Consider the following 19,534-nt stretch of genomic DNA (forward strand, 5'->3'; position numbering starts at 1 on the left):
TGCGTCGAGGTCTTTCAGCTCAGACTTAAAAGTGGAGATAAGTGCCGCCCGGTACAGTTCATCAGGTCGACGGGAGTCCCCCAGTCCCGTCCCGGGAGCGCCCCATGCTGACCATCCACTTCTCGCAGCAGGACCTCCTCCGGACCCGGGTCGCGCCCGCCGCCGACCCGGTCTGGGAGCTGGTCCTGAGCCTGCACCTGCTCCAGGGCCGGACCCGCGATCCGCTGATGGCCGGCTGGCGACGGGGTGTCGCCGCCGGGCTGCGCCGGGACACCGCCGCCGACCAGTTCCGGCTGCTGTTCGCGCTGAACCCGCCACGCGGCTACTTCCCCGACTTCCTCACCCCCTACGAGAGCCTGGACGGCTTCGAGGCCGGGCTGGACGCCGTCCGGTCCACCCCGACCGAGCTGCTACGTCGGGACCTGGCCCTGCTGTCCGGCACGAACCCGCTGCCGTCGTCGGCCGCCGCGTTGGCCCGGGGCGAACCGGAGGTGCTCCGGCACCTGACGGAGGCGATGGCGCAGTACCGGTCGGTGGCGATCGACCCGTACTGGGGGCGGATCCGGGCCGCGGTGGAGGCCGACCGCGCGGTACGGGCCCGCGCCCTGCTCGACGGCGGCACCGAGGGGCTGCTGGCGAGCCTACGGCCGGGAATGCGCTGGGACTCCGGCGTACTCCGGGTGGTGGACTATCCCAACCGCCGGGAGTTGCACCTGGACGGTCGGGGGCTCCTGCTGGTGCCGTCGTTCTTCTGTGCGCGTACCCCGGTCGCCCTGCTCGACCCGGCGCTGCCGCCGGTGCTGGTCTACCCGGCGGACCGGCTCGGCGGGCTGGACCCGCCCCCCGGTGCGGGTGGTCGGCCGGCGGGCGACGGCGGCCGGGAGGCGCTGGCCGCGTTGCTCGGCCGGACCCGGGCGGCGGTTCTCGAGGTCAGCGACGACGGGGCGACCACCGGGGAGGTGGCGCGTCGCCTGCACATCTCGCCCGCCGCGGCCAGCCAGCACACCGCCGTGCTGCGTAACGCCGGGCTGCTGGTCAGCCGGCGGGACCGGAACACGGTGCTGCACACCCTGACCCCGCTCGGCCGGGCCATGCTCGACGCCTGACGCGCCGCGGGGCCTGACGCGCGCTCGCCGGCCTGACGCGCGCCTACCGGTCGTTCCGCCTGCCGGTCGTTCCGCCGGTCGGCGATGTCGCCGGCCGCCCCGACGGTGTGGGGAGCGGCCGGTCAGAGGGCCAGGCAGGCGCTGGCGATGCTGCCCGTCGGCGGCGGCAGCAGCGCGGATCCGATCCCCTCGGCGGCCAGCGCGATCCGCAGCCGGTGCAGGTCGGCGCCGAAGCGCACCAGGTCGGGCTGGTCGACGGGGGTGGGTGCCGCGCCGAGCACCAGGCCGGTCGCCCCGGCCGGCCAGCCGACGACGGTCGCCGCCAGACCGGCACGTACCTCGTCGTCGGTGATCTGGATGAAGCTGGTGCCGGGGGCGACCACGCCGGCCACCGCGGCGATGGCCCGGTCGACCGCCGCCGGGTCGGCCGTCGCCCCGCCGGGTGCGTCGGCCAGGATCGCGGCGGCGCGCAGCCCGGCCGCGGTCGCCTCGGCGGTGCCGAGGGAGAACAGGTCCAACGCGCTCTCCCGGACCAGGGCCGCCGCCCCGTCGCCGTCGGCGGCCGGGCGGAGCCGCGGGCCGTCGCCGGAGGGCGACCGGTCGTCCTCCCCACCGGCCGGCGCGGACGCCGGCAGGTAGCCACGGACCACCGCCACCGGCACCTGGTCGCACTTGCCCTTGATCAGCTCACCCGCGCCGGCCAACTCGTCGACCACCGCCATCTGGGTCAGGTGCAGCTCGTTGCCGTACGGGTCGACCTCGCCCCGGTGGTCCCGGATCGCGGCCATCCCGGCGACCCCGAGCGCCACGTCGGTCAGCCCGTTGCGCCACGGCCGACCCATCGTGTCGCTGATGATCACCGCGACGTCGATCCGGTAGCGGTCCCGCAGCGCGGCGCGCAGGGTCCGGGCCGACGCGTCCGGGTCCACCGGGAGCAGCACCAGTCGGGTCTTGTCGACGTTGGACGCGTCGATCCCGGCGGAGGCCATCACGAAGCCGTGGTGGGTCTGCACGATCCGGGTCTGCCCCCGGGTCGCCACCACCCGGGCGGTCTCGGCGGCCAGCACCTCGTCCCGGGCGGCGAGCCGTTCCGGCCCGTCGGCCGGCACGTCCACCAGCCGTCCCTCCGCCTTCGACACGATCTTGCTGGTCACCACCAGCACGTCGCCGTCACGCAGCCACGGCGCGGCCGTCCCGATCAGCACCGCCAGGTCGTCACCCTCGGTCACGTCGCCGATGCCCCGCACCGGCAGGATCTCCAGTCTCACACCAGCTCCATCGCGGCCCGCACCATCGCCGTCGTCGCCGCCTCGTCGGTCATCCGTAGCGGGACCGCCCGGACCGTCACCCCGGGCACCGCCACGCCGTCGTCCTCCGGCGCGACCAGCCAACCGTCGAGCAGGCCACCCTCGCTGCGCCCGCCGTAGAGCCGGCCCACCCCGGCCGCGCTGCACTCGACACCGAGGACCTCCAGGCACCGGTCGGCCATCCCGCGTACCGGTGCGCCGCCGATGATCGGCGACACCCCGACGACCCGGGCGGGGCCGGTGGCCACCGCGTCGCGCAGGCCGGGCACCGCCAGCACCGGGGCGATGCTCACCACCGGGTTGCTCGGCGCGACCAGCACCACGTCGGCGGCGGCCAGCGCCTCGGTCACCCCGGGGGCCGGTTTGGCGGTGTCCGCGCCGACGAAGACGAACCGGTCGGTGGGCACACCCGCCCGGTACCGGACCCACCACTCCTGGAAGTGGATGGCCCGCCGGTCGCCGTCCAGGTCGACCACCGCGTGCGTCTCCAGCCGGTCGTCGGTTGCCGGCAGCAGTCGTACGCCGGGCTGCCAGCGGGCGGCCAGCGCCTCGGTGACCTGCGACAGCGGATAGCCGGCAGTGATCATGGTGGTGCGCACCAGGTGGGTGGCGACGTCCTTGTCCCCGAGGTTGAACCAGCTCGGCTCGGCCCCGTACGCGGCCAGCTCCTGCCGGATCGTCCAGCTCTCGCCGACCCGTCCCCACCCGCGTTCCGGGTCGGCGCCCCCGCCCAGGGTGTACAGGACGCTGTCCAGATCGGGGCAGACCTTCAGGCCGTGCAGGTAGAGGTCGTCGCCGACGTTGACCACGGCGGTCACCTCGGCACCCACCTCGCGGGCGTACGCCCGGACACCGAGCAGGAATCGGGCACCCCCGATCCCGCCGGTCAGAACCACGATGCGCATGTCCCCCATCCTCCCGTACGGGAGGCGTACCGCCGGTGGGTGGCCCGAGAGACTAGGCTCACGTCGGCATCTGTCCGTTTCGCCCCGAGGGAGAGTTCGTGACCAGCCCCGCCGAGCCCGCGTCGCACGACGCGTCGCAGGCCCGCCAGATCACCGCACCCCTGCGCGAACTCGCCGCGCTCGTCCTGCTCGGCGCGAACGCCGTGCTGCTCTTCGTCGCCTTCGTCCGACTGCTCGTGCCGACGTCGGACTACAGCACCTTCTCGGGGCGGGCGGGGAGCGAGTTCTTCGCCTTCGTCGGCACCGAGTCGACGGTGCTGCCGCTGCTGGCCGTGCTGCTGGTCACCCACCTCGCGCCGGTGTCCGGCCGGGCGAAGCAGTTCACCCAGCTCGCCCTCGGCGAGTACGCCTTCGCCGCGCTGTTCGGCGTGTTGACCTTCCTGATCTGGCTGGTCGGCCGGCTGGCCGAGGCGGAGGTGCTGGACGCCCTGCTCGGCATGCTGACCCGGGCGGCCTGGCTGGCGATCTTCGGGCTGGCCGCGTACGTGGTGTTCCGGATCTGGCGCACCCTCTACCACGTGCCGAAGCCGCAGCTCCAGCCCGGCGTCTACGGTCAGCCGCAGCCCGGCTGGCCGCAGCAGGGCGGTTACCCGGGTGCCTACCCCGCCCCGGGCCAGCCCGGCACCGGGCAGTACGGCCAGTCCGGCTTCGCTCCGCCCCCGCAGTCCGCGCCCCCGTTCGGTGCTCCGCAGTCCGCGCCGCCGTTCGGTGCTCCGCAGTCCGCGCCGCCGTTCGGTGCTCCGCAGTCCGGGTCGACGGGCGGTGTCCCGTCGCAGCCGGCCCCGCCGTTCGGTGCTCCGCAGTCCGCGCCGCCGGCAGGTGGGCCGCCCGTCGCCCCGCCGTTCGGGCAGCCCCCGTCGGCCGACCCGACCCAGGCGATCCCGCGCCAGTCGGGGGAGCCGACCACCGGTACGGGTGACGCGGACGCCGACCGCACCCAGCCCTTCCGGCGCGACGACCCGAACACCCCGCACTGAGCCCACCCCCGGCCGGGCCGGTCGACGCCGCGACGTCGACCGGCCCGGCCGGGGCGTTGGTGCCGGACCCCGGCCCGGCCGGGGGTGCTGCCGGACCGGGGATGATGTCACACCCGGGTCGCGTACCTGCCGGACCGTTCAGATCAGCGCCTAGGCTGGGCAGATGGTTGACCGCACCGACCCCGGCCCGACCCCGGCGACCGTGCGCCGGGCGCTGCACCGGGCCGCCACCGGGCGTGCCCTCGACGTCGACGAGGCCGCCGCGCTGCTGGCCGCCCGGGGCGGCGAGCTGGACGAGCTGCTCCGCATCGCCGGGGAGGTCCGGGACGCCGGGTTGCGCGACGCCGGCCGACCGGGCGTGGTGACGTACTCGAAGAAGGTCTTCATCCCGTTGACCCGGCTCTGCCGGGACCGGTGCCACTACTGCACCTTCGCCACCGTGCCGCACCGGCTGCCGGCGGCCTTCCTGGAGACCGACGAGGTACTGGCGATCGCCCGGCAGGGCGCGGCGCTGGGCTGCAAGGAAGCCCTGTTCACCCTCGGTGACCGGCCGGAGGAACGCTGGCCGGCGGCCCGGTCCTGGCTCGACGAGCGGGGCTACGACTCCACAGTGGACTACCTGCGGGCCTGCGCGGTGGCGGTGCTGGAGGAGACCGGCCTGCTGCCGCACCTCAACCCGGGGGTGCTCTCCTGGTCGGAGCTGCAACGACTCAAGCCGGTCGCGCCGAGCATGGGGATGATGCTGGAGACCACCGCCACCCGGCTCTGGTCGGAGCCGGGCGGTCCGCACTTCGGCTCCCCGGACAAGGAGCCGGCGGTCCGGCTGCGGGTCCTCGACGACGCCGGCCGGGTCGGGGTGCCGTTCACCACCGGCATCCTGATCGGCATCGGTGAGACGCCGGCCGAACGGGTCGACGCGATTTTCGCGATCCGCCGGTCGCACCGGGAGTACGGCCACCTCCAGGAGGTGATCGTGCAGAACTTCCGCGCCAAGCCGGACACCGCGATGGGCGGCCTGCCCGACGCGGAGCTGCACGACCTGGCGGCCACCGTGGCGGTGGCCCGGCTGCTGCTCGGCCCGAAGGCCCGGATCCAGGCCCCGCCCAACCTGATCGAGGACGAGTACGACCTGCTGCTGCGGGCCGGCATCGACGACTGGGGCGGGGTGTCCCCGCTCACCCCGGACCACGTCAACCCGGAGCGGCCGTGGCCGCAGCTCGACGAGCTGGCCCGGCAGACCGAGAAGTCCGGCTTCATCCTGCGCGAACGGCTGACGGTCTATCCGGAGTACGTCCGGGCGGGCGATCCGTGGCTCGATCCCCGGTTGCTGCCGCACGTCACGGCGCTCGCCGACCCGACGACCGGACTGGCCGTCGAGGCGGCCCGGCCGGTGGGCCGCCCCTGGCAGGAGCCGGAGGAGGTGTTCGGCGGCGGTCGGGTCGACCTGCACGCCACCATCGACTCCACCGGCCGCACCGACGACCGGCGGGGCGACTTCGACAGCGTCTACGGCGACTGGGCGGAGGTCGCCGGCAAGGTGAGCCCCGCCGCGTCGGGCGGGCCGGTGCCGGCCGGCGACGGCGACCTGCGGGCGGGACTGCGGCTGGCGGCCGACGATCCGGCGGCGCTGCTGGAGCCCCGGCACGCCGATGCGGCGTTGGCGCTGTTCGGCGCGGACGGCCCCGCCCTGGACGAGCTGTGCCGGCTCGCCGACGACGTGCGGCGGGACATCGTCGGCGACGACGTGACCTACGTGGTCAACCGCAACATCAACTTCAGCAACGTCTGCTACGTGGGCTGCCGGTTCTGTGCGTTCGCCCAGCGGGAGCGGGACGCCGACGCGTTCCGGCTGTCGGTGGAGCAGGTGGCCGACCGGGCGGCGGAGGCGTGGGCGGCCGGGGCCGGCGAGGTCTGCCTCCAGGGTGGCATCGACCCGAAGCTGCCGGTGACCGGCTACGCCGACATCGTCCGGGCGATCAAGGCGCGGGTGCCCGGGATGCACGTGCACGCGTTCTCCCCGATGGAGATCGTCACCGCCGCCGCCAAGGCCGGCGTGCCGGTGCGGGACTGGCTGTCGATGCTGCGCGAAGCCGGCCTGGACACCATTCCCGGCACCGCCGCCGAGATCCTCGACGACGACGTGCGCTGGGTGCTCACCAAGGGCAAACTACCGGCCGCCGCCTGGGTCGAGGTGGTCTCCACGGCCCACGAGCTGGGCATCCGGTCCAGCTCCACGATGATGTACGGCCACGTCGACCACCCCGGGCAGTGGCTGGCGCACTTCCGGGTGCTGGCCGGGGTGCAGGACCGCACGGGTGGGTTCACCGAGTTCGTGGCGCTGCCGTTCGTGCACACCAACGCGCCGATCTACCTGGCCGGCATCGCCCGGCCCGGCCCGACCTGGCGGGAGAACCGGGTGGTGCACGCGATGGCCCGGCTGCTGCTGCACGGACGGATCGACAACATCCAGTGCTCCTGGGTGAAGCTCGGCGACGAGGGCACCGTGGCGATGCTCCGGGGCGGCTGCAACGACCTGGGCGGCACCCTGATGGAGGAGACCATCTCCCGGATGGCGGGGTCGGGCAACGGATCGGCGCGTACCGAGGAGCAGTTGCGGGCGATCGCCGCCGCCGCCGGACGGCCGGCGCGCAAGCGGACGACCGCGTACGGTCATCCGTCACGGTGAGATCGAACCTTTCGCGCGTGCGGGCCGTACCAGTGTTCGCCGGTGGCGGTTGAGGCGAGGGCCGCCGCCGGCGACCTCGCGCTCCACACCGCGGGCGCTCACGCGCCGCCGGAGGAAAGGTTCCCCATGACGAGCGAAGTGCGGAAGCGTTCCTGGCCGCGACTGACCCGCCGCCAGACACTGACCGCGGCGGCGAGCGCCACGCTGGGCGCGGCTGCCCTGACGGTGACCGGTGTGTCGGTGGCGCAGAACTCCCCGTCGACCACGAGCGCGGAGGGTCCGATCGTGGTCCACCTGCGCGACGCCAACTCCGGGACGTTGGACGTCTTCGTCGGCACGTCCCGGATCGAGGTGCGTGACCGAGGGCTGGCGGACCGGCTGCGCCGTGCCGCCGGTCGGAGCTGACCTGCCCGCTGCTACCGGGTGGTGCTGAGCCACCCGTCACCGCTGGGCGGCGCTGAGCCACCCGTCACCGCTGGGCGGCGCTGAGCCACCCGTCACCACCGGGCGGTGCTGAGCCGTCCGCGTCGCTTCCCCTACACCGCCAGGCGCAGGCTCCCGCGCCCGGTTCGTCATGCCCTGATTCCTCATGATTCCGCAAAGGCTGGTCCGCCATGTCGTCCCACCGCGAAGCGCCGGAAATAAGCAAGGACCCGGTCGCCGACAGCTCCGACCTCTACGCCTTCGTCAGCCCCGACCGGCCCGACTCGGTGACGCTGATCGCCAACTACGTGCCGTTGCAGCTCCCGGCGAGCGGCCCGAACTTCTTCGAGTTCGGCGACGACGTGCGGTACGAGATCCATATCGACAACGACGGTGACGGCCACCCCGACGTGACCTACCGGTTCGAATTCCGTACCGAGATCACGAACCAGAACAGTTTTCTCTACAACACCGGGCCGATCGAGTCGCTGGACAGCAAGAACTGGAACCGGCGGCAGTTCTACCGGCTGACCCGGATCACCGACGGCAAGGAGCACGTGCTCGCGCACAAGCTGCCCTGCCCGCCGTGCAACGTCGGGCCGCTGTCGATCCCCAAGTACAACGACCTGGTCCGGCAGGCGACGTTCAAGCTGTCGACGGGGGAGAAGGTGTTCGCCGGGCAGCGCGCGGACGGCTTCTTCGTCGACCTGGGCGCGATCTTCGACCTGGGTACGCTGCGGCCGTTCCAGCAGTTGCACGTGGCCGGCAAGAAGCTGTTCAAGACCGAGGGCGAGCCGGTCAACTCGGTGGACCGGATGAACGTGCACACCATCGCGGTGCAGGTGCCGCTGAGCAAGGTGCGCCGCAAGGCCAACCGGTACGGCGCGGGCGACCGGGCCTCGACCATCGGGGTGTGGACGACCGCCTCCCGCCAGCAGGTGCGGGTGCTCGGCGACAAGGTCGCCGCGGACTCCGCCGTCGGCCCGTGGACCCAGGTGTCCCGGTTGGGCAACCCGCTGTTCAACGAGGTCATCGTGCCGATGTCCAAGAAGGACCTGTGGAACACCCTGCCGCCGACTGAGGACAAGCGGTTCGCCCGGTTCGTCGAGCAGCCGGAGTTGGCGGCGCTGCTCCCGGTGCTCTACCCGGGTGTCTTCCCCAACCTGGACGCGCTGAACAAGTCCAAGAAGCCCCGGGCCGACCTGCTCGCCATCCTGCTCACCGGGATTCCGTCCGGGCTGATCGACGGCTTCACCAACCTCACCGGCGAGGTGCAGGCCGACATGCTGCGGCTGAACACCGCGATCAAGCCGAGCAGCCGGCCCAACCAGTTCGGTCTGCTCGGGGGCGACCTGGCCGGCTTCCCCAACGGTCGCCGGGTGGTCGACGACGTGGTGAGCATCGCGCTGCGGGCGGTGGCCGGGGTGACCGTGCCGCTGGTCGACAAGAAGTTCAAGCCGGACGCGGCGGCCGGCGCGGTGACCCCCGGGTTGAGCGCGGCCGACGTGACCGCGCCGTTCCTGCGGGACTTCCCCTTCCTCGGCACGCCGTACGACGGGTTCAACAACCCGGTCGCGGCGGACTCCTGACCGGACGGAGAGCGGCGTGAACGGACACCACCACCATCACCATCAGTACGGGCCGACGGAGAGCGGTACGGTGATGCTCGACATCGGCGGCGAGACCGGTGCCCTGATCATCTACACCGGACGTGACCTGCACGGCCGGGAGATCGAGATCAGCCGGGTCGACCAGGACGGCGTGGTGCGCACGCACTCGGCGGTGCGGGAGCGGATCGTCCGCGACGGGGTGTTCCACAGTGCCGTCTACCCGGATCTGCCGGCGGGCCTGTATACCGTCTGGTGGGACGAGGAGACGTCCGCCGGGACGATCTCCGTCACCGGTGGGGCGATTGCCGAATTCGTCTGGCCGAGCAGCCCACCACGGTCGAGCTGAGCCTCTCGACAGTTCCCCGACCCGAGCGCCCCGTCCACATTGTGGACGGGGCGCTGTCGGCATTTCCGGCTCGACGGGCGGTCCGCAGCCAACCGCGTTACCCTGTCCCCCACCATGCTCATGATCTTGGCGGGTCGGCTGCCCGGGATGCCCGTCGACGCGCTCCGGCGGGCGTCGGGGCGGCGACGCCACAGCAGAAATCTGGGGCAACTCGCCGGAGGGGGCGTTACTCGCCCGGGGGCTGAATCGATAGGGCAGGTTGCGAGGGCCGGATGGTCCGGGTGACCGTCCGGTGGCGTGTCGGGAGGGCGACTCCATTATCAAGTCCGGCTTGACGGCGCACGCATTACACGCGTGTAATTTCGATGGGGTTGTTCGCGCGGAACGCAACAAATAGGGACCGGACGGACAAGCACGCCTTTCGCGTGGGGGGTTGCAGCGGCGGTGACGTCGGTGCGCGACAAGGAGGCATCTGATGGACGGCCAGCTTGAGGTGGCCGACCTGCTCGGAAACGCGCCGGAGTGGCAGGAGCGGGCACTGTGCTCGCAGACCGACCCGGAAGCGTTCTTCCCCGAGAAGGGCGGCTCGACCCGCGAGGCGAAACGGATCTGTTCGCGGTGCGAGGTCAAGACGGAATGCCTCGAATACGCTCTCGGGCACGACGAGCGGTTCGGGATCTGGGGCGGGCTCTCCGAGCGGGAGCGGCGCAAGCTCAAGCGGCGGGCCGCCTGAGCTGAGGGGCCGAGCCGGGGCGGTGGGGGCCGCCCGGCTCACGCCCGACGGGTCGCGGAGGCGACCGACGTCAGGGCGGTGCGGTGGTCCGGTCGCGGGGGCGGTCGGCCGCAGCGGGCGGTGCCGGGTCGGGCGGGGCGGAGCCGACGGCCAGCGGTCGGGCGAGGGTCAGGCCAGTTCGTCCGGGTCGACCCCGAGCAGGTTCGCCACCTGCTCGATGATCACGTCATGGACCAGGTCGGCCAGATCCTCCCGGTCCATCGCGCGGAACTCCAACGGCCGACGGTAGAGCACGATCCGGGGTGGCACCTCCTGTCGACCCGGCCGGCCGGGCAGCAGCCGGGCCAGCGGCACCTCGCCGTCCTCCAGTACGTCGGAGTCGTAGACGTTCAGGTCCGGCGGGACGTCCTCGACGGCGAACTCGACCCCGGCCAGTTCCGTGGCGAACCGGCGCTCCAACGTCTCCACCGTGTCCAGCACGAGGTCGTCGAAGACCTCCGCCTTGGTCCGGGCCAGTGGCACCGTCGCCGGCACCAGCCGTCCGCGCAGGCCACGCCCGTGCCGGTCACGGTGGTTGCGCCGGCCGGGGCCGGGCCGGCGGTGTTCCGGACTCGTCATGAGGCAAAGGGTAGCCCTCGGCCCCGCCCGGCCCACCGCGGCGCGCGTCGACCGGCCCGGCCGGGGCACCAGGTGCGAATTGTGATCACCGTGATGGGCGTGTCGCAAAGCGAACCGGTGCGCCGGACCCGGTAATGGGGATACCCTGCCGCACGTGAGGTCACCACGGCGCTGCTCCCGTAACGGCTGCCCCCGGCAAGCGGTCGCCACATTGACCTATGTCTACAACGAGTCGACCGCTGTCGTGGGGCCGTTGGCGGCCTTCGCCGAGCCGCACACGTACGACCTGTGTGAGCAGCACGCCCGGAGCCTGACCGCGCCCCGGGGCTGGGACGTCGTCCGGCACGAGGGCGAGTTCGAGCCCCCGCCGCCCACCACCGACGACCTGGTGGCCCTGGCCGAGGCCGTCCGCGAGGCGGCCCGCCCGGTCGCCCCCCGCCCACCCCAGGACGACCACACCCCCCAGAACCAGAACCAGAACCAGAATCCCCCCACCGGCCGCCGGGGCCACCTCCGGGTGATCCCCCCCAACCACTGACCCCGCCGGACCCTGCGGGCCGACCCCTCCGCCCGGCCCTGCCCGGTCCACCCCCGGTGCCCGCGCCTCCGCACCCGCCCCGTCGGTCGGTCAGTGGCCCAGGAGGTGGGAGAACGCGGTGGCGCGGCGGGCGGGGCGGCCGGTGCGGTGTTCGGCTCCGTCCGCCGAGGACATCACCCGTAGGCCGGCGTTGATCGCCAACCAGCGCAAAGGTTCCGGCTCCCAGCGGGGAGAGCGGTGGCCGACCCAGGGGAGGGCGGTCAGCTCCGACTCCACACCCCGGATCAGGTCGGCCAGCGTACGGCCGGCGAGGTTGCTCGTCCCCACCCCGTCGCCGACGTAGCCGCCGGCCCAGCCCAGCCCGGACGACCGGTCCAGTCCGACCGAGGCGGACCAGTCCCGGGCCACCCCGAGCGGGCCGCCCCAGGCCCGCGCCACCGGCACGTCCGGCCCGAGCACCGGGAAGAGTTCCCCCAGCGTGCGGCGGAGGGCGGCGAAGACCCGTGGCTCCCGGTCGTGGTCGGGGGAGACCCGGGATCCGAAGTGGTACGGGGCACCGCGCCCGCCGAAGGCCAGTCTGCCGTCCGCCGTGCGCTGGCCGTACACGATGAGGTGCCGGTAGTCGGAGAAGGTCTCCCGGTCGGCCAGCCCGATCCGCTGCCAGGTCGCCTCGGACAGCGGCTCGGTGGCGACCATCAGCGAGTAGACCGGGACGACGGTCCGGCGGTGGCCGGGCAGCATCGGCGTGTACGCCTCGGTGGCCCGGACCACCACCGCCGCCCGTACCGTCCCGTGCGGGGTGACCGCCGCGCCGGGCCGGATCGCGGTGACCGGGGAGCGCTCGTACAGCGTCGCCCCGTGCCGTCGCACCGCGCGGGCCAGGCCACGGACCAGCTTCGCCGGGTGCACGGCGGCGCAGTGCGGGGTGTACGTGCCACCGCGTACCCCCTCGGCGGCGCACCGGGCGGCGGCCCCGGCGGCGTCGAGCAGGACCAGGTCGTCGGGGCCGAGGCCGTGGTCGCGGGCCTCGTCGACGGCGGCGCGGGCCCGCCCGAGCTGGACGTCGGTACGGGCCAGCAGCACCGTCCCGCCGTGCCGCCAGTCGCAGTCGATCCCCTCGGCGGCGGCCACCCGCCCCACCTCGGTCACCGTGTGCTGCATGGCCCGCTGCATCGCCAGCGCCTGCGGTCGGCCGTGCCGGCGGGCCAACGCCGGCAGCGAGGTGGGCAGTAGCGCCGAGCACCAGCCACCGTTGCGCCCGGACGCGCCGTACCCGGCGATCTCCGCCTCCAGCACGACGATCCGCAGCGTCGGATCGGCCACCGCGAGGTAGTACGCCGTCCACAGTCCGGTGTAGCCGGCACCGACGATCACCACGTCGGCGTCGGTGTCACCGGGCAGGGCCGGGAGCGGGGTCAACGGCTCGTCCATCGTGGACAGCCAGTGGGACAGCTCCTGGTAACGCATGGGGGCTCCGGGCGGTGCGGGTCTACAGGCGGGACCACGCCTCGGTGAGTACGGCGCGCAGGATCTGCTCCATCTCGTCGAACTGTTCCTGCCCGGCGATCAGCGGCGGGGCGAGCTGCACCACCGGGTCGCCCCGGTCGTCGGCCCGGCAGTAGAGCCCGGCGGCGAAGAGCGCCGACGACAGGAAACCGCGCAGCAGCCGTTCCGACTCGGCCTCGTCGAAGGTCGCCCGGGTGGTCTTGTCCTTGACCAGCTCGATGCCGTAGAAGTAGCCGTCGCCCCGGACGTCGCCGACGATCGGCAGGTCGGTGAGCTTCTCCAGGGTGGACCGGAAGGCGTCCTGATGGGCCCGGACGTGGCCGATCAGATCCTCCCGGGCGAACACCTCCAGGTTGGCCAGGGCCACCGCGCAGGAGACCGGGTGACCGCCGAAGGTCACCCCGTGGGCGAACATGCCGGTCTCGGTGAGGAACGGCTCCATCAGCCGGTCACTGGCGATCATCGCGCCGAGCGGGGCGTAGCCGGAGGTGATGCCCTTGGCGGTGGTGATGATGTCGGGCTGGTAGCCGTACCGGACGGCGCCGAAGTACTCGCCGAGCCGGCCCCACGAGCAGATCACCTCGTCGGAGACGAGCAGCACGTCGTACGCGTCGCAGATCTCGCGTACCCGCTGGAAGTAGCCGGGCGGGGGCGGGAAGCAGCCGCCGGAGTTCTGCAACGGCTCCAGGAACACCGCGGCGACCGTGTCCGGTCCCTCCCGCTCGATGGCCCGGCGGATCTCGTCGGCGGCCCAGCGGCCGAACGCCTCGGGGTCGTCGCCGTGCTCGGGAGCCCGGTAGAAGTTGGTGTTCGGCACCTTGATCCCGCCGGGCACCAACGGCTCGAAGTCGCTCTTGATGCCGGGCAGGCCGGTGATCGACAGGGCACCCATCGAGGTGCCGTGATAGGCGAGGTACCGGCTGATCACCTTGTGCTTGTTGGGCCTGCCGGTGCGCTTGAAGTAGGCACGGGCCAGCTTCCACGCCGTCTCGACGGCCTCTGAGCCGCCGGTGGTGAAGAAGACCCGGTTCAGGTCGCCGGGCGTCAGCGAGGCGATCCGCTCGGCCAGCTCGACGGCCTTGGGGTGGGCGTACGACCAGAGCGGGAAGTACGCCAGCTCGCCGGCCTGCTTCGCGGCGGCCTCGGCCAGCTCGGTGCGCCCGTGCCCGGCGTTGACGACGAACAACCCGGCGAGCCCGTCCAGGTAGCGGCGCCCCTGCGCGTCCCAGACGTAGGTGCCCTCACCGCGCACGATGGTGGGCACCTCGCTGGTGGCGTAGCTGGCCATCCGGGTGAAGTGCATCCAGAGGTGGTCGGTGGCGTCGGCCATGTCAGCCCCATCGGTCTCGGGCCGGTCAGGGGTGACACACCGGCCGCTCTGCCCACGGTTATCCCACAGTTCGACCGCGAAATGCAAGCCTCATTCCGGTTAGGCGCGACGGAATCAGCGTGACGTCCGGCAGAACGCAACGGAATCCGTATGCCTGGCGAGCTGCCCGGCTCGCCTCCCCGGCCCGATTGCGGGAGGGCGTGTGGGCGGCGGCCTGACGTCGAACGGCCGGAGGGTGCCGGGCGGGGCGTCCGGGGCACTTCCGGGGCACTTCGCGGACCTTCCGGGGCACCTTGCGGACCCTTGGCGCAGGTCCCGCCCCGACACGCCGAGGACGGGCGGACGCCGACACGCACTGTCGTTATGGTGCGCCGGAGCGTGTCGGTCGGGTGGAAGGGGCTGCCGGTGAACGAGGTGCTTCGGGTGGCGATGGCGGAGCGTGGGGAAACTGCGGAATCGCTGGCGCATCGGGTGGGGGTGGATCCGAAGACGGCCGGGCGGTGGCTCAGCTCGGGGAGGGTGCCGCATCCGCGTACCCGGGTGGCGGTCGCCGGAATTCTTGGCCGGGAGCCGGCCGAACTCTGGCCCGAGCCCTACCGCCGCCGCGACCTGCCCTGGTTCCGCCCGTGGGCGGAACTGGAACAGGAGGCCACCTCGATCCGCTCGTATCAGTCACTGCTCGTGCCGGGCCTGCTCCAGACCGAGGGGTACGCCCGAGCGGTGTTGGGGACCGGTGGCCTGCTCCCGTCTGACGAGGTTGCGCAACTGGTGGGCGGACGGTTGGAACGACAGGTCCTGCTCGACCGCGACCCTCCAGCCCAGTTGGTTTTCGTGATCGACGAGGCGGTGCTCCATCGACTGGTTGGTGATCGCATGACCATGGCCGGACAGGTGGCCCACTTGGCGGCCGTCGCCGACCGGGAACATGTGCAGGTGCGGGTAATTCCGCTCGGTGGACCCTGGCACACCGGTCTGGCCGGGCCGTTCATGCTGGCACGGCTGCCCGACGGCAGCGAGTTGGCCTATCTGGACAATCAACTCCGTGGTGAGCTGGTGACCGAGAGCACAGACGTTGCTAGCCTGGGCAGGAGATGGGAGAGCGTGGCCGGCGAGGCGCTGCCTGCTCGTCGATCGCACGAGCTGATCCGGGAAGCGGTGGAGAGATGGACGTGATCGAGCCCCGCTGGCGTACCGCCAGCCGCAGCAGCAACAACGGTGGTGACTGTGTCGAGGTGGCGGACAACCTGCCCGGCCGGGTGCTGGTGCGGGACAGCAAGGACCGGGCCGGCGGCACGCTGAGCTTCACTCCCGACGTGTGGCGCACCTTCATCGTCGCCACCTCCCGCTGAGTCCCGGGGTGTGGATCGGGCCTGAGCCCCGCGTGGTGGACCACGGCGGGTGGGCTCAGGCCGTACCCCAGGTGTAGGTCTGCTTGCGGAGCTTGAGATAGACGAACGCCTCGGTGGCGAGCACCCCGGGCACCGACCGTAGCCGTTGCAGGATCTCCAGCAGGTGGGCGTCGTTGCGGCAGACCACCTCGGCGAGCAGGTCGAACGAGCCGGCGGTGATCACCACGTAGTCGATCTCCTCGAATCCTGCCAGCCGGTCGGCGACGGCCTCCAGGTCGCCGTCGGTGCGCAGGCCGATCATGGCCTGGCGGGGGAAGCCGAGCTGGAGCGGGTCGGTCACCGCGACGATCTGCATCACCCCGGCGTCGAGCAGTCGCTGCACCCGCTGGCGGACGGCCGCCTCGGAGAGCCCGACCGCCTTGCCGATGGTCGCGTACGGCCGGCGGCCGTCCTCCTGTAGCTGCTCGATGATCTGTTTCGCCACGTCGTCCAACAGCGCGTGACTGGCACCGTCGCGCACCGCGACGCGCCGGCCGCCGGCACCGTTCTCCTGCTGTCGGATCGTCATCGACCGCTCCCCATGTCGGTTCCCCCAGCCGAGCCTAGTGCTATGGCGCAGTCTGGCGTAATTCGTCGTCAAAGGTTATTGCGGCAACGGAATCCCTTGTGGGGCTGGTCACCTCATGCCAGGATCGGTCGTCTCAGGCACCCGACCCCTCCCGCCGGCGCCGCACCCCCGTCCCCGCCGCCGACGGACGACCCCCTAGGAGTCGTCACATGCGTACTCCCCTCCGGCCCCTCACCCGGCGTGGACTGCTCACCGGCACCCTCGGATCGGCCGCCCTGCTCGCCGCGGGCGGCAGCCTCGCCGGCTGCGGCACCAAGGCCGCGACCCAGACCGAGGACGGCTGCAAGAGCGACGACCTGTCGGCCACGGAGAAGACCCTCGCCTTCTCCAACTGGCCGCAGTACATGGACGTGGACGACAAGGACGCCGCGAAGCGCCCCAGCCTCGACGCGTTCGTCGCCGCCAGCGGCATCAAGGTCACCTATACCGAGGACATCAACGACAACAACGAGTTCTTCGGCAAGGTACAGAACCAACTGGCCGGCTGTCAGAGCACCGGACGGGACATCATCGTCCTGACCGACTGGATGGCCGCCCGGATGATCCGGCTCGGCTGGATCCAGAAGCTCGACCCGGCCAAGCTGCCGAACGTGGCGGCCAACCTGCTGCCGTCACTGCGCGGGCGTTCCTTCGACCCGGAGGACCGGACCGCCGTGCCGTGGCAGTCCGGCCTCGCCGGGCTGGCCTACAACGGCAGCGTGACCGGGGAGATCCGGACCGTCGACGAGCTGCTCACCCGTGCCGACCTCAAGGGCAAGGTGACCGCCCTGTCGGAGATGCGGGACACCATGGGGCTGCTGCTCTCCTCGAACGGGCACGACCCGGCGAAGTTCACCCCCGCCCAGTTCGACGACGCGCTCACCAAGCTGCGCAAGGCCGTCGAGTCCAAGCAGATCCGCCGGTTCACCGGCAACGACTACGCCCCCGACCTGGCCAAGGGGGACATCGCCGCGTGCATCGGCTGGTCCGGCGATGTGATCCAGCTGGCCGGCGACAACCCCAAGGTCAGGTTCGTCGCCCCGGACTCCGGGGTGATGCTGTTCAGCGACAACATGCTGGTGCCGAACAAGGCCAGCCACCGGGCCAACGCCGAAGCGCTGATCGACTACTACTACCAGCCGGCGGTGGCCGCCAAGCTGGCCGCCTACGTCAACTACATCTGCCCGGTCAAGGGCGCCCAGGCCGAGATGGAGAAGATCGACCCGGAGCTGGCCGCCAACCCGTTGATCTTCCCGGACGACGCCCTGCTGGCGAAGTCGAAGGTCTTCATGGCCCTGGACGAGAAACAGGAGAAGGAATACGAGTCGAAGTTCCAGCAGGTCATCGGGGCGTGACCGGGATGGCGAACGAGGCACCGGGCGGTGACCTGCGGCTGGCCCACCTGACCAAGCGGTTCGGCGTCTTCACCGCCGTCGACGATCTCAGCCTGACCGTCCCGCAGGGCTCCTTCTTCGCCCTGCTCGGGGCGTCCGGCTGCGGCAAGACCACCACCCTTCGGATGATCGCCGGGCTGGAGGAGCCCACCGCCGGCCAGGTGCTCCTGGGCGACCGGGACATCGCCCGGCTGCGGCCGTACCAGCGACCGGTCAACACGGTCTTCCAGAGCTACGCGCTCTTTCCGCACCTGGACATCGCCGAGAACGTGGCCTTCGGGCTGCGGCGGCGCGGGATCCGCAGGGTCGGCGACCAGGTCCGCCGGATGCTGTCGCTGGTCCAGCTCGACGGCTACGAACGGCGTCGCCCGGCCCAGCTCTCCGGCGGCCAGCAGCAGCGGGTCGCGCTGGCCCGCGCCCTGATCAACCACCCGCAGGTGCTGCTGCTCGACGAGCCGCTCGGCGCGCTCGACCTGAAGCTGCGCCGGCAGATGCAGATCGAGCTGAAACGCATCCAGACCGAGGTCGGCATCACCTTCGTGCACGTCACCCACGACCAGGAGGAGGCCATGACGATGGCCGACACGGTCGCGGTGATGAACGCCGGCCGGATCGAGCAGCTCGGCGCACCGGCCGAACTCTACGAGTACCCGGCCACCGCGTTCGTGGCGAACTTCCTCGGCCAGTCCAACCTGCTCGCCGCCGACGCCGCCGGACCGGCCGGGTCCGAGGTGCCGGTCACCGCGCACGGCGTGCGCTTCTCGGTGCCCGTCGACCGTGCCCGCACCGACCGGGGTCCGGTCTACCTGGGGGTACGTCCCGAGAAGCTGCACCTGGTCGACACCGCCGACCAGGTGCCCACCGGCCACCAGCACGTCGAGGGGGTGGTCACCGACGCGGCGTACGTGGGGGTGAGCACCCAGTACCTGGTGCGTACCGGATGGGGCAGTGAACTGTCCGCGTTCACGGCGAACAGCGGGCTGGTCGGGCAGCGGCCGGTCGGCGCGTCCGTGGTGGCGCACTGGGATCCCCGGCACGCCTTCCTGCTGCCCCGCGAGCCGGGCCAGGACGACCGGACCACCCCGCTGCTCGACGCGCCGGTCGGGGCACCGTCGTGACCGCACTGGCGCAGTTGGGCGGTGGAACCCCGGTGACCGGAGGATCCCCGTCGACCCCGCCACCGGTCCGGGCCGGTCGGCACCGGCTGCTGCCGTACCTGCTGCTGGTGCCGGGGGCGGTCTGGCTGCTGGTGTTCTTCGCCGTGCCCCTGGTGCAGCTCGCCGCCGCCAGCCTCTACGACCCGGCCGGCTCGCTCTCCACCGGCTACACGTTGACCTGGGCGTTCGACAACTATCCGGAGGCGGTGCGGGCGTACTGGCCGCAGTTCGCCCGGTCGTTCGGCTACGCCGGGGCGGCGTTGCTGCTGGCGCTGCTGCTGGGCTACCCGCTGGCGTACGCGATCGCGCAGAAGGCCGGCCGGTGGAAGAACCTGCTGCTGGTCTGCGTGGTCGCCCCGATGTTCACCAGCTTCCTGGTGCGCACCCTGGCCTGGAAGACCATCCTGTCGGACAACGGCGCGCTGGTCGGGCTGCTGCGGGACGTGCACCTGCTCGGCCCGGACGGGCGGCTGCTCGCCACCCCGGTCGCGGTGGTGCTCGGGTTGACGTACAACTTCCTGCCGTTCCTGGTCCTGCCGTTGTACGCGAGCCTGGAGCGGCTCGACTACCGGCTGCTGGAGGCGGCCGGCGACCTGTACGCCAGCCCGCTGCACACCTTCCGGAAGGTCACCCTGCCGCTGTCCATGCCCGGCCTGACCGCCGGCACCCTGCTCTTCTTCATCCCGGCGACCGGCGACTACATCAACGCCGAACTGCTCGGCACCCCCAACGAGTACATGATCGGCAACGTCATCGACTCGGCGTTCCTGGTCCGGTTGGACTACCCGCAGGGTGCCGCCCTGTCGTTCCTGCTGATGGCCGCGATCCTCGCGGTCGTCTTCGTCTACCTACGCAGATCCGGCACGGAGGAGGTGCTGTGAG

The 19,534-nt window shown here is 72.2% G+C and carries 19 protein-coding genes; 13 read left to right on the top strand and 6 right to left on the bottom strand.

What is annotated here, in order from left to right; all coding sequences use genetic code 11:
* Window positions 1-104: 104 nt before the first annotated feature.
* Window positions 105-1,106: a helix-turn-helix domain-containing protein gene (locus O7612_RS05890; RefSeq protein WP_282271160.1), complete on the top strand. Its 1,002-nt coding sequence runs from the start codon at window positions 105-107 to the stop codon at window positions 1,104-1,106.
* Window positions 1,107-1,228: 122 nt separating this feature from the next.
* Here O7612_RS05890 and O7612_RS05895 read toward each other — a convergent pair whose 3' ends face one another.
* Together O7612_RS05895 and cofD are read right to left on the bottom strand one after the other, a co-directional pair.
* Window positions 1,229-2,374 carry a coenzyme F420-0:L-glutamate ligase gene (locus O7612_RS05895; RefSeq protein ID WP_282271161.1) on the bottom strand — a complete coding sequence of 382 codons (1,146 nt, stop codon included), beginning with the start codon at window positions 2,372-2,374 and terminating at the stop codon, window positions 1,229-1,231.
* Window positions 2,371-3,318, bottom strand: a complete 948-nt coding sequence (gene cofD, locus O7612_RS05900) for a 2-phospho-L-lactate transferase (protein ID WP_282271163.1) — start codon at window positions 3,316-3,318, stop codon at window positions 2,371-2,373. The genes O7612_RS05895 and cofD overlap by 4 nt, the downstream gene beginning before the upstream one ends.
* 98 nt (window positions 3,319-3,416) lie before the next feature.
* Here cofD and O7612_RS05905 point away from each other — a divergent pair, with 98 nt between their 5' ends.
* The 6 genes from O7612_RS05905 (at window position 3,417) to O7612_RS05930 (ending at window position 10,153) form a co-directional block, all read left to right on the top strand.
* Window positions 3,417-4,355, top strand: coding sequence for a hypothetical protein (locus tag O7612_RS05905; protein WP_282271165.1), 939 nt, complete (start codon window positions 3,417-3,419; stop codon window positions 4,353-4,355).
* A 163-nt stretch (window positions 4,356-4,518) separates the two neighbouring features.
* Window positions 4,519-7,041: a bifunctional FO biosynthesis protein CofGH gene (locus tag O7612_RS05910; RefSeq protein WP_282271166.1), complete on the top strand. Its 2,523-nt coding sequence runs from the start codon at window positions 4,519-4,521 to the stop codon at window positions 7,039-7,041.
* 126 nt (window positions 7,042-7,167) lie between these two features.
* Window positions 7,168-7,446 (top strand): hypothetical protein, encoded by a 279-nt coding sequence (locus O7612_RS05915; RefSeq protein ID WP_067315160.1) that lies wholly within the window; start codon window positions 7,168-7,170, stop codon window positions 7,444-7,446.
* A 209-nt stretch (window positions 7,447-7,655) separates the two neighbouring features.
* Window positions 7,656-9,053 carry a DUF4331 domain-containing protein gene (locus O7612_RS05920; protein ID WP_282271170.1) on the top strand — a complete coding sequence of 466 codons (1,398 nt, stop codon included), beginning with the start codon at window positions 7,656-7,658 and terminating at the stop codon, window positions 9,051-9,053.
* A 73-nt stretch (window positions 9,054-9,126) separates the two neighbouring features.
* Window positions 9,127-9,420 carry a phospholipase gene (locus tag O7612_RS05925; protein ID WP_282273818.1) on the top strand — a complete coding sequence of 98 codons (294 nt, stop codon included), beginning with the start codon at window positions 9,127-9,129 and terminating at the stop codon, window positions 9,418-9,420.
* Between the two features lie 475 nt (window positions 9,421-9,895).
* A complete protein-coding gene (locus O7612_RS05930) occupies window positions 9,896-10,153 on the top strand; it encodes a WhiB family transcriptional regulator (protein WP_007455784.1) in 258 nt (85 codons plus the stop codon).
* A 168-nt stretch (window positions 10,154-10,321) separates the two neighbouring features.
* On the opposite strand, the gene O7612_RS05935 is transcribed toward O7612_RS05930, so the two are convergent.
* A complete protein-coding gene (locus tag O7612_RS05935) occupies window positions 10,322-10,771 on the bottom strand; it encodes a metallopeptidase family protein (RefSeq protein ID WP_282271172.1) in 450 nt (149 codons plus the stop codon).
* 154 nt (window positions 10,772-10,925) lie between these two features.
* Here O7612_RS05935 and O7612_RS05940 point away from each other — a divergent pair, with 154 nt between their 5' ends.
* Window positions 10,926-11,309, top strand: a complete 384-nt coding sequence (locus O7612_RS05940) for a DUF3499 domain-containing protein (RefSeq protein WP_282271173.1) — start codon at window positions 10,926-10,928, stop codon at window positions 11,307-11,309.
* Window positions 11,310-11,399: 90 nt separating this feature from the next.
* On the opposite strand, the gene O7612_RS05945 is transcribed toward O7612_RS05940, so the two are convergent.
* Both O7612_RS05945 and O7612_RS05950 read right to left on the bottom strand, forming a co-directional pair.
* Complete coding sequence (locus tag O7612_RS05945; protein WP_282271174.1) at window positions 11,400-12,776, bottom strand: FAD-dependent oxidoreductase; 1,377 nt, start codon at window positions 12,774-12,776, stop codon at window positions 11,400-11,402.
* 22 nt (window positions 12,777-12,798) lie between these two features.
* Window positions 12,799-14,145, bottom strand: a complete 1,347-nt coding sequence (locus O7612_RS05950; protein WP_282271175.1) for an aspartate aminotransferase family protein — start codon at window positions 14,143-14,145, stop codon at window positions 12,799-12,801.
* A gap of 405 nt (window positions 14,146-14,550) precedes the next feature.
* Between O7612_RS05950 and O7612_RS05955 the strand changes: the two genes are divergently transcribed.
* The gene (locus O7612_RS05955) at window positions 14,551-15,318 is read left to right on the top strand and encodes a helix-turn-helix transcriptional regulator (protein WP_282273819.1); all 768 of its coding nucleotides are present in this window, start codon (window positions 14,551-14,553) and stop codon (window positions 15,316-15,318) included.
* Window positions 15,309-15,494 carry a DUF397 domain-containing protein gene (locus tag O7612_RS05960; RefSeq protein ID WP_282271176.1) on the top strand — a complete coding sequence of 62 codons (186 nt, stop codon included), beginning with the start codon at window positions 15,309-15,311 and terminating at the stop codon, window positions 15,492-15,494. The genes O7612_RS05955 and O7612_RS05960 overlap by 10 nt, the downstream gene beginning before the upstream one ends.
* 55 nt (window positions 15,495-15,549) lie before the next feature.
* On the opposite strand, the gene O7612_RS05965 is transcribed toward O7612_RS05960, so the two are convergent.
* Complete coding sequence (locus O7612_RS05965; RefSeq protein ID WP_282271177.1) at window positions 15,550-16,062, bottom strand: Lrp/AsnC family transcriptional regulator; 513 nt, start codon at window positions 16,060-16,062, stop codon at window positions 15,550-15,552.
* A 209-nt stretch (window positions 16,063-16,271) separates the two neighbouring features.
* Here O7612_RS05965 and O7612_RS05970 point away from each other — a divergent pair, with 209 nt between their 5' ends.
* From O7612_RS05970 to O7612_RS05980, 3 genes are read left to right on the top strand one after another with little or no spacing between them, the layout of a single operon-like run.
* Window positions 16,272-17,456: a spermidine/putrescine ABC transporter substrate-binding protein gene (locus tag O7612_RS05970; protein ID WP_282271178.1), complete on the top strand. Its 1,185-nt coding sequence runs from the start codon at window positions 16,272-16,274 to the stop codon at window positions 17,454-17,456.
* A 5-nt stretch (window positions 17,457-17,461) separates the two neighbouring features.
* On the top strand, window positions 17,462-18,613 hold the full coding sequence (locus O7612_RS05975) for an ABC transporter ATP-binding protein (protein ID WP_282271179.1): 1,152 nt from the start codon (window positions 17,462-17,464) through the stop codon (window positions 18,611-18,613).
* Window positions 18,610-19,533, top strand: a complete 924-nt coding sequence (locus tag O7612_RS05980; RefSeq protein WP_348774273.1) for an ABC transporter permease — start codon at window positions 18,610-18,612, stop codon at window positions 19,531-19,533. The genes O7612_RS05975 and O7612_RS05980 overlap by 4 nt, the downstream gene beginning before the upstream one ends.
* Window position 19,534: the final 1 nt, after the last annotated feature.

This window comes from Micromonospora sp. WMMD987 (assembly GCF_029581435.1).
GTDB lineage: Bacteria > Actinomycetota > Actinomycetes > Mycobacteriales > Micromonosporaceae > Micromonospora > Micromonospora rifamycinica.

Excerpts from the sequence above, each read along its gene's own strand:
- O7612_RS05965 (WP_282271177.1), bottom strand. The coding sequence starts at position 16,062 with ATGACGATCCGACAGCAGGAGAACGGTGCCGGCGGCCGGCGCGTCGCG.
- O7612_RS05925 (WP_282273818.1), top strand. The coding sequence starts at position 9,127 with ATGCTCGACATCGGCGGCGAGACCGGTGCCCTGATCATCTACACCGGA.
- O7612_RS05935 (WP_282271172.1), bottom strand. The coding sequence starts at position 10,771 with ATGACGAGTCCGGAACACCGCCGGCCCGGCCCCGGCCGGCGCAACCAC.
- O7612_RS05945 (WP_282271174.1), bottom strand. The coding sequence starts at position 12,776 with ATGCGTTACCAGGAGCTGTCCCACTGGCTGTCCACGATGGACGAGCCG.
- O7612_RS05950 (WP_282271175.1), bottom strand. The coding sequence starts at position 14,145 with ATGGCCGACGCCACCGACCACCTCTGGATGCACTTCACCCGGATGGCC.
- O7612_RS05915 (WP_067315160.1), top strand. The coding sequence starts at position 7,168 with ATGACGAGCGAAGTGCGGAAGCGTTCCTGGCCGCGACTGACCCGCCGC.
- O7612_RS05910 (WP_282271166.1), top strand. The coding sequence starts at position 4,519 with ATGGTTGACCGCACCGACCCCGGCCCGACCCCGGCGACCGTGCGCCGG.
- O7612_RS05975 (WP_282271179.1), top strand. The coding sequence starts at position 17,462 with ATGGCGAACGAGGCACCGGGCGGTGACCTGCGGCTGGCCCACCTGACC.
- O7612_RS05920 (WP_282271170.1), top strand. The coding sequence starts at position 7,656 with ATGTCGTCCCACCGCGAAGCGCCGGAAATAAGCAAGGACCCGGTCGCC.
- O7612_RS05930 (WP_007455784.1), top strand. The coding sequence starts at position 9,896 with ATGGACGGCCAGCTTGAGGTGGCCGACCTGCTCGGAAACGCGCCGGAG.
- O7612_RS05970 (WP_282271178.1), top strand. The coding sequence starts at position 16,272 with ATGCGTACTCCCCTCCGGCCCCTCACCCGGCGTGGACTGCTCACCGGC.
- cofD (WP_282271163.1), bottom strand. The coding sequence starts at position 3,318 with ATGCGCATCGTGGTTCTGACCGGCGGGATCGGGGGTGCCCGATTCCTG.
- O7612_RS05960 (WP_282271176.1), top strand. The coding sequence starts at position 15,309 with ATGGACGTGATCGAGCCCCGCTGGCGTACCGCCAGCCGCAGCAGCAAC.
- O7612_RS05890 (WP_282271160.1), top strand. The coding sequence starts at position 105 with ATGCTGACCATCCACTTCTCGCAGCAGGACCTCCTCCGGACCCGGGTC.